Raw genomic sequence first — 8,245 nt, 5'->3', positions numbered from 1 at the left:
CTTGCCTGTTGGGTCGTGGGCGCGGAGATGTGTATCACAGAAAGTTCTGGGGGAGGCCGGGTGGGGGCTGGTGATCGTACCGTTCGAGGCCTGCATATAGGCGATAAAAATCTACGGCAAATCGAGCGGCGGGTTTGTTTGTCTGCCACCAAAATGCACATAGTTTTGATTTACAGAAAAGCTAGATGGTCTTAGCCTAAAGAAAAAGGGGGGAGAATTTGTCATTTAAAGAAGACGTTGCCGACTTAGCAAAAAGAGCAATTAGTGCGCAGGCAGTCGCACAAACCGAGGAGGCAACCAAGAACGCTATTGTGTTGCCATTCCTCAGGGTTTTGGGTTTCGACGTTTTCGATCCCACCCAGATCATTCCGGAATACGTTGCCGATATCGGACTGAAGAAAGGTGAGAAAATTGACTATGCTTGCAAGATCGGCGACCGGATCGAGTATCTTGTTGAGGCTAAATCGGTCTCCACAAACTTGCGCGACGCACAGTACAGTCAGCTTTTTCGCTACTTTCACACCTGTGATACCAACATCGGCATTCTGACGAACGGTCTGCATATTTGGTTTTTCACAGACTTGGATGCGCCCAATAAAATGGATGCATCGCCCTTCTTTAAATTTGATCTGCTTTCCTACGACGAAAATGACCTGAAAGAGCTGGAGAAATTTCACAAGAGCAATTTTAGTATCGAGAATATTCAAGCGGCGGCCTCGTCACTGAAATATCTTCGTGGTGCGATGAATTTCATTGAGTCACAGTGGGCCAATCCTGACGAAGAATTTGTTCGGTTCATCGCCAGGGAGTTTTACGAAGGAAAGCTGACCGGCGCGGTCGTGAGTGATTTGAAGCCTATCGTTCGCCGAGCGTTCGATGACCTCTTCCGCCAACGCGCCAAGCACAAAATTGATGTGGCCTTCGACAGTGGTCCTGAGGAGGAAATCCCTGCTGTTAGCGACAGCAAGATTGAAACAACGCCTGAAGAGATGCAGGGCTTCATGATTGTTCGGGCTATAGCCGCTGAGGTTGCTCCTGTCTCTCGCATCACACTTAGGGATGCCCAGAGTTATTGCGCAATCCTGTTTGATGATAACAACCGCAAACCGGTTGCGCGAATGCACTTCAACGGAAAGACGAAGTTCCTGAGTGTATTTGGTCCAGACAAAGAGGCATCGCGATTTGATATCGAGGATATCGACGGCATATTCGTTGCGCGAGAGGCGATCCGCACCGTTGTTGGCTTCTATATGCAAAATCAATAATCGCCCGCAGCCCTGCGAGACTGGATCATCTCAACTTGAGGTGGACTCTGGGTGCTTTCGCCTCCCTCCCCCTTGAGGGGAGGGATTGAGGGAGGGGGTCCATCAGTGGATCGCTAAACGACCCCCACCCCGGCCCTCCCCTCAGGGGGGAGGGGGCGATGAAGCCGCATCAACCAGAACTTGAAACGCTCTAAGCGCGGCTCCCACGCCCCTCAGCTCTTCAGCGGCGCCGTTTCATCCAGCACGCCCGCCACGCTTTCGATCACCCGCGCCGCCTCGGACAGCTTGGCAGCGAATTGCGCCTCGGTATTTTCGAGCTCGACAGCAATATCCTGCCCGGCGCGGGTCAGCTCCAGCACGTCGCGTTCCAGCGCAGCAATGCGCCGTTCGGCTTCGCTCAATTCGTCAAGCACCGCGATCCCGGCCATCACCGTCAGCCGGTTGTCGCCGATTTCGCCGACAGCGCCCTTGAGCTGCTCCACATTGCGGTTGAAGCGCTCGGCCAGCCCGATCAGATGCTTCTGCTGGCCATCTTCGCAGGCCATGCGATATTTGCGGCCATTGATCTCGACATTGACTTCTGGCACCGGCCTACTCCGCCTTCTGCAGCACTGCGCGCACGCTTTCCATGGCATCGACCAGCCGGCGCGACACTTCCTGGGCGCCATCGTCGAGGCGCTTGGCGCGCGCCGCGGTCTTGTCGAGCTCGGTGGCGAGACGGGCCCGCTCATGCACCAGGCGCTGGGTATCCACCTCGATGCGCTGATGGCGCTGGATGCGGCCGGTCAGGTCGCGCAGGCTCGCCTCAAGTCGCGCCATCGCCCGGTCGAACCGGGCCGTGGCTGAGACCAGCCCCTCTTCATGTTCTGTCTCACTCATGGCACTACTGCCCTCGATACGCGGCGACTCCGGCCCTCCAAACCTGCCCCAGCCGGGCCGTCAATGCAACCATCCACCCCGCGCAATGCCCCGGAAATGCGGGAGATGACATTGACAGCGGGACCGAACCTGTTATGCCTCAACCCGCCTTTGGGAGGAGGCCGGCAGCGCCGCCGCTCCCACGAATTCAAGCCTTCTTGAGAGAGCGGTCCTCCCGATGACGAATACCACCCAGCAGAACGAATTGGCCAATGCGATCCGGTCCCTGTCCATGGACGCGGTGGAGAAAGCCAATTCCGGCCATCCCGGCCTGCCCATGGGCTGCGCCGACATCGCCACAGTGCTCTTTACCAAGGTGATGAAATTCGATCCGGCCAATCCGCACTGGGCAGACCGCGACCGCTTCATCCTCTCGGCCGGCCATGGCTCGATGCTGCTCTATTCCTCGCTCTACCTGCTCGGTTACGAGGACATGACCATCGATCAGGTCAAGAATTTCCGCCAGCTCGGCGCCAAGACTGCCGGCCATCCCGAATATGGTCATGCCACCGGCATCGAAACCACGACCGGTCCGCTGGGCGCCGGCCTTGGCAATTCGGTCGGTTTCGCCGTCGCCGAAGCCAAGCTCGCCGCAGAATTCGGCTCCGACATCGTCGACCACCACACCTTTGTGCTGGCCGGTGACGGGTGCCTGATGGAAGGCATTTCCCAGGAAGCCATTTCCCTGGCCGGTCACCTCAAGCTCAACAAGCTGATCGTCATCTGGGACAACAACAACATCACCATCGACGGCAAGGTTTCCAACGCCGACTCGACGGACCAGATCGCCCGCTTCAAAGCGGTCGGCTGGAACACCATCGAGATCGACGGCCATGACCAGGATGCCATCGAAAAGGCCCTCAACGATGCCAAGGCCTCGACCGACAAGCCGACCCTGATCGCCGCCAAGACCACGATCGGTTTCGGCGCACCCAAGAAGTCCGGCACCGAAAAGGTCCATGGCGCCCCGCTCGGCGCCGAGGAACTGGCCGGTGCCAAGCAGGCCCTGGGCATCGACTACCCGGCCTTTGAAATCCCCTCGCATATTCTCGAAGCCTGGCGCGCTGCCGGCACCCGCAGCCAGAACCTGCGCGGCGAATGGGAGGCCCGTCTCGCCAAGTCCGACAAGAAGGACGAGTTCACCCGCCGCATGTCCGGCACGCTGCCCTCCGGCTTCGCCGACGCCTTCACCGCCTATAAGAAGAAGCTGGCCGAGGACAAGCCGAAGGTCGCCAGCCGCAAGGCCAGCCAGATGGCTCTGGAAGTCATCACCAAGACCGTGCCGGAAATTCTCGCCGGCTCGGCCGATCTCACCCATTCCAACCTCACCAACACGCCCGATACCGTGCCGTTCCAGGCCGACAATCATGCCGGCAATTACATGATGTACGGCATTCGCGAGCATGAAATGGGCGCCGCCATGAATGGCGTGACCCTGCATGGCGGCCTCATCCCATATGGCGGCACCTTCATGGTCTTTACCGACTATGCCCGCCCCGCCATTCGCCTCGCCGCATTGATGGAAATCCGCTCCATCTTCGTCATGACCCATGACTCCATTGGTCTCGGCGAAGACGGCCCGACCCACCAGCCGGTCGAGCACCTGACAGCTCTGCGCGCCATTCCCAACCTCAACGTCTTCCGTCCGGCCGATGCCATGGAAACCGCCGAGTGCTGGGAACTGGCCATGGCAGCGGCAAAGACCCCCTCGATCCTGGCCCTCAGCCGCCAGAACCTGCCGGCCGTGCGCACCGAATATTCGACCGAAAACAAGTCCGCCAAGGGCGCCTATACCCTGGTCGGCCCCGCCGATGCCGATGCGGTAATCTTCGCCACCGGCTCGGAAGTCGCCATTGCCGTCGAGGCCCAGAAGGAACTGACCGAAAAGGGCATTTCCGCCCGCGTCGTCTCGGTCCCCTCCATGGAGCTCTTCGCCAAGCAGTCCGACGCCTACAAGGCCGAGGTTATCGGCAAGGCCAAGGCCCGTGTTGCGGTGGAAGCCGGTATCGAGATGAGCTGGAACAAGCTGCTCGGCGACAAGGGCAAGTTCGTGGGCATGCACTCCTTCGGCGCCTCGGGTCCGATTGACGCACTCTATGCCCACTTTGGCATTACGCCGAAGGCCGTTGTTGAAGCCGTCACCAGTCAGTTGTAAGAGAGCCGCGCCTCCCTTTGTCTTCCCTCCCGTTAGGAGCGTCTAACATGGCAGTTCGCGTCGCCATCAATGGCTTTGGCCGCATCGGCCGCAACATCCTGCGCGCCATCATCGAATCCGGTCGTACCGATATCGAAGTCGTTGCCATCAACGATCTCGGCCCGGTCGAAACCAATGCGCATCTGCTGCGCTTCGACAGCGTCCATGGCCGCTTCCCGCACACCGTGACCGTTTCCGGCGACACCATCGATGTCGGTCGTGGCCCGATCAAGGTGACCGCGGAACGCGATCCTGCCAACCTGCCGCACGCCGCCATGGGCATCGACATCGCGCTCGAATGCACCGGCATCTTCACCTCCAAGGAAAAAGCCTCGGCCCATCTCAAGGCCGGCGCCAAGAAGGTGATCATCTCCGCTCCCGGCGACGGCGCCGACAAGACCATCGTCTACGGCATCAACCACCAGTCCCTCACCAAGGACGACGTGGTGATCTCCAACGCCTCCTGCACCACCAACTGCCTGGCCCCGCTGGCCTATGTGCTGCACAAGGAATTCGGCATCGAAAAGGGAATGATGACCACCATCCATTCCTATACCGGTGACCAGCCGACCCTCGACACCATGCACAAGGATCTCTATCGCGGCCGCGCGGCTGCGCTGAGCCAGATCCCGACCTCGACCGGCGCGGCCAAGGCCATCGGCCTCGTCCTCCCCGAGCTCAAGGGCAAGCTGGATGGCGTCTCGGTGCGTGTGCCGACCCCGAACGTGTCCTGCGTGGACTTCAAGTTCATCGCCAAGCGCGACGTGACCGCCGAAGAGATCAACGCTGCCGTCAGGAAGTACGCCGATGGCGAGCTCAAGGGCGTGCTGGGCTACACCACCCAGCCCAACGTCTCGATCGACTTCAACCACGATCCGCACTCCTCCACCATGGCTCTCGACCAGACCAAGGTGATGGGCGGCAATTTCGTGTCGGTCCTGTCCTGGTACGACAATGAATGGGGCTTCTCCAACCGCATGGCCGACACCGCCGTCGCCCTGAGCAAGACGCTCTGAGGCTTTCGATTCAAAGTTTGAAAAGGGCGTCCTCCGGGGCGCCCTTTTTGTTGGACGCACCCTCTATTCCTCTCCCCCTCGGGGAGAGGTGGCTCGGCGCAGCCGAGTCGGTGAGGGGGAGAACAGCCCCGGTGACAGCGACTGTAACTTGCGCCATCGTGCGCTTGGCTGGAGCACAATCATGACCCTCAACCGATCCATCCGCTGGCGTGGCCTGGACCTCGACACTCTCGAGCACGCCCATATCATCGCCAATACCCGCGACACCCGCATTCGCGGCGCCATTATCGGGCCGGATTTTGGCCTCTTCTACCGCATCAAGCTCGACGAAAATGGCCATACGCGCACGGTGAAAATCGAGCGCGCCGACGGCAGGGGTATCGAGCTTTTCTCCGATGGCGCCGGCAGTTGGTCCGACGACCGCGCCGAGCCCATTCCCGCGCTGCGCGGCTGCATCGATGTCGATATCTGGCCCACCCCACTGACCAATGCCCTGCCCATCTGGCGCCATGACTGGACCGACCAGCCCACCCGCTTCGCCATGGCCTGGATCGACGCCACCGACCTCTCCTATCAGCGCTCCGAACAGATCTATACCCGCCTCGATCCCACCCATTTCCGCTACCAGTCCGCCGATTTCGAAGCCGTGCTCGAAGTCGACGCGGATGGCCTCGTCACCGACTATCCCGGCCTTTTTGCCCGCCAACGCTAGCCGCGCCGCGCATCAGCCGCTAGCGTGCCGCCGCAATCGGTTGGAGGATACCCATGCTCGCCCTGAACGCCCCTGTGCTGCGCCCCTTCTGCACCCTTTTGGTGGAAGCGGGCCCCATGCGCCCGCTGGGCCTGGGCCGGCTGGGCCAGCGCCGCATCGTCACCATTGCCGGCGGCGAGGTCAGCGGCCCGCGCCTCAATGGTCGCATCCTGCCCGGCGGCGCCGACTGGCTCACCGTCAACCACGAAGGCGTCGCCATTCTCGATGCCCGCTACGCGATCGAAACCCATGACGGCGCCATCGTCGAAATCATCGACCAGGGCTTTCGCCATGGCCCGGAAGCTATCATGAAAAGCCTCGTTTCAGGCGAAGCAGTCCCGCCCGAGGCCTATTACATGCGGTCCACCATCCGCCTAGAGACCGGCCACCCCGACTATAGCTTCGTCAACAGCCTGGTCTTTGTCGGCACCGGCGCCAAGACGCCGACGGGGGTGCAGATCGACATCTATTCGGTCGAATAGAGGCGCAAGCCACAGCCTTGGAGCCATTGCGCTCGCCATCCGTGCTCGTTTATGACCGACGCCGAGGAAATGAGCTGAGCGGGGAAAAGTGTCCGAACCACATGTGATCATTGCCGGCGGCGGTATCGGCGGTCTGGCCACGGCGCTGACCCTGCAGCAGATCGGCGTCCCCTTCACCGTCTATGAATCGGTCCGCGAACTCGCCCCGCTCGGCGTCGGCATCAATATCCAGCCCAATGCCGTGCGCGAACTCTATGCGATGGGGATCGATGCAACATTGATGGACCAGGTCGGGGTCGAGGCGCGCGAATGGGCGCTGGTGGGCCTCAATGGCAACGACATCTATTCCGAACCGCGCGGACTGCTCGCCGGTTACAAATGGCCGCAATATGCGGTGCATCGCGGCCGTTTCCACATGCTGCTGCACAAGGTGCTGCTCCAGCGGGCCGGGCCGGATGTGGTCAAACTCGGCCACAAGGTCACCGGCTATGAGCGCCATGACGATGGCAGCGTCACCGCCCTGATCCAGCGCGCCGACGGCACACAACTGCGCCACCGCGCCACTCTGCTCATCGCCGGCGACGGCATCCATTCGGCCGTCCGCGCCACCATGCATCCCGAGCAGCCGCCGATCCATTGGGGCGGCGCCATCATGTGGCGCGGCACCACCCAGGCCAGGCCCATCCGCTCAGGCGCCTCCTTTGTCGGCCTCGGCACCCATCGCCACCGCATGGTCTTTTATCCGATCTCCAAGCCCGATCCCGAAACCGGCCTCGCCATGATCAACTGGATCGCCGAGGTCACGGTCGACAAGGACGACGGTCGCTATTCCAGCGGCTGGTTCCGCCCGGTCACCGTGGATGAATTCGCCCATCATTTCGACGGCTGGACCTATGACTGGCTCGACGTGCCCGATCTGCTGCGCCGCTCCGATGTCGCTTATGAAAACCCGATGATCGATCGCGACCCCGTCCCCACCTGGCAGGATGGCCCGGTGGCGCTGATGGGCGATGCTGCCCATGCCATGTATCCCACCGGCTCCAATGGCGCGAGCCAGGCCATCATGGACGCCCGCCATCTCGGCGTCGCCCTGCTCGAACACGGCGTCACCCAGGCCGCGCTGCGTGCCTATGACCAGGCATATTGCGGCCCCGTCTCCGAGCTGGTGCTACGCAATCGCGGCGCCGGCCCGTTTGGCCTGCTCAACATCGTCAACGACCGCTGCGGCGGGCAATTCGATGATATCGACGACGTCGTCCCCGCCGCCGAGCGCAACGACTTCATGGCCCGCTACAAAGCCGCCGCCGGCTTTGCCATCGACCAGCTCAACACCGGTCCCGACACCATCCCCCAAGGCGCGACGCTAAGGGCACCGGTGGAGGCGTAGCAGAAGGGCGCCGATACCTCGGCTCCCGCTCGCCGTCCGCGTTTAGCGGGCGGTTTGATAACCGGCCACGGGCTCTCGCCCCCCAGCCCTCCACGCAAGGGTAGGGAGTCCGAGCTGCGTTTTGGCAACATCTGCCCCGGCACGCGACGCGGCCCCTCCCCCTTCTTTAGGGGGAGGTTGGGTGGGGGTGTGCAGCACGCTCAAACCCATATGCGATAGCCCTCCCCTCAAA

The 8,245-nt window shown here is 61.5% G+C and carries 8 protein-coding genes; 6 read left to right on the top strand and 2 right to left on the bottom strand.

Annotated features, from left to right (window positions below; all coding sequences use genetic code 11):
• Positions 1-218 precede the first annotated feature (218 nt).
• Positions 219-1,265 (top strand): type I restriction enzyme HsdR N-terminal domain-containing protein, encoded by a 1,047-nt coding sequence (locus tag DEVEQU_RS17665; RefSeq protein ID WP_126151921.1) that lies wholly within the window; start codon positions 219-221, stop codon positions 1,263-1,265.
• A 212-nt stretch (positions 1,266-1,477) separates the two neighbouring features.
• Here the strand turns inward: DEVEQU_RS17665 and DEVEQU_RS17660 are convergent, their stop codons facing one another.
• Positions 1,478-1,852, bottom strand: coding sequence for a cell division protein ZapA (locus DEVEQU_RS17660; protein ID WP_126151920.1), 375 nt, complete (start codon positions 1,850-1,852; stop codon positions 1,478-1,480).
• A 4-nt stretch (positions 1,853-1,856) separates the two neighbouring features.
• The gene (locus tag DEVEQU_RS17655; RefSeq protein ID WP_126151919.1) at positions 1,857-2,144 is read right to left on the bottom strand and encodes a DUF4164 family protein; all 288 of its coding nucleotides are present in this window, start codon (positions 2,142-2,144) and stop codon (positions 1,857-1,859) included.
• A gap of 217 nt (positions 2,145-2,361) precedes the next feature.
• Here DEVEQU_RS17655 and tkt point away from each other — a divergent pair, with 217 nt between their 5' ends.
• From tkt to DEVEQU_RS17630, 5 genes are all read left to right on the top strand, one after another.
• Positions 2,362-4,338, top strand: coding sequence for a transketolase (gene tkt, locus DEVEQU_RS17650; RefSeq protein WP_126151918.1), 1,977 nt, complete (start codon positions 2,362-2,364; stop codon positions 4,336-4,338).
• A gap of 47 nt (positions 4,339-4,385) precedes the next feature.
• Positions 4,386-5,393 (top strand): type I glyceraldehyde-3-phosphate dehydrogenase, encoded by a 1,008-nt coding sequence (gene gap, locus DEVEQU_RS17645; protein ID WP_126151917.1) that lies wholly within the window; start codon positions 4,386-4,388, stop codon positions 5,391-5,393.
• 181 nt (positions 5,394-5,574) lie between these two features.
• Complete coding sequence (locus tag DEVEQU_RS17640; RefSeq protein WP_126151916.1) at positions 5,575-6,105, top strand: putative glycolipid-binding domain-containing protein; 531 nt, start codon at positions 5,575-5,577, stop codon at positions 6,103-6,105.
• A 53-nt stretch (positions 6,106-6,158) separates the two neighbouring features.
• Positions 6,159-6,626: a DUF3237 domain-containing protein gene (locus DEVEQU_RS17635; RefSeq protein ID WP_126151915.1), complete on the top strand. Its 468-nt coding sequence runs from the start codon at positions 6,159-6,161 to the stop codon at positions 6,624-6,626.
• An 88-nt stretch (positions 6,627-6,714) separates the two neighbouring features.
• Positions 6,715-8,013, top strand: a complete 1,299-nt coding sequence (locus tag DEVEQU_RS17630; protein WP_126151914.1) for a flavin-dependent oxidoreductase — start codon at positions 6,715-6,717, stop codon at positions 8,011-8,013.
• Positions 8,014-8,245: the final 232 nt, after the last annotated feature.

This window comes from Devosia equisanguinis (genome assembly GCF_900631955.1).
In the GTDB taxonomy this organism is placed as follows: Bacteria; Pseudomonadota; Alphaproteobacteria; order Rhizobiales; family Devosiaceae; genus Devosia; species Devosia equisanguinis.
This window is presented reverse-complemented; position numbering and strand designations above follow the sequence as displayed.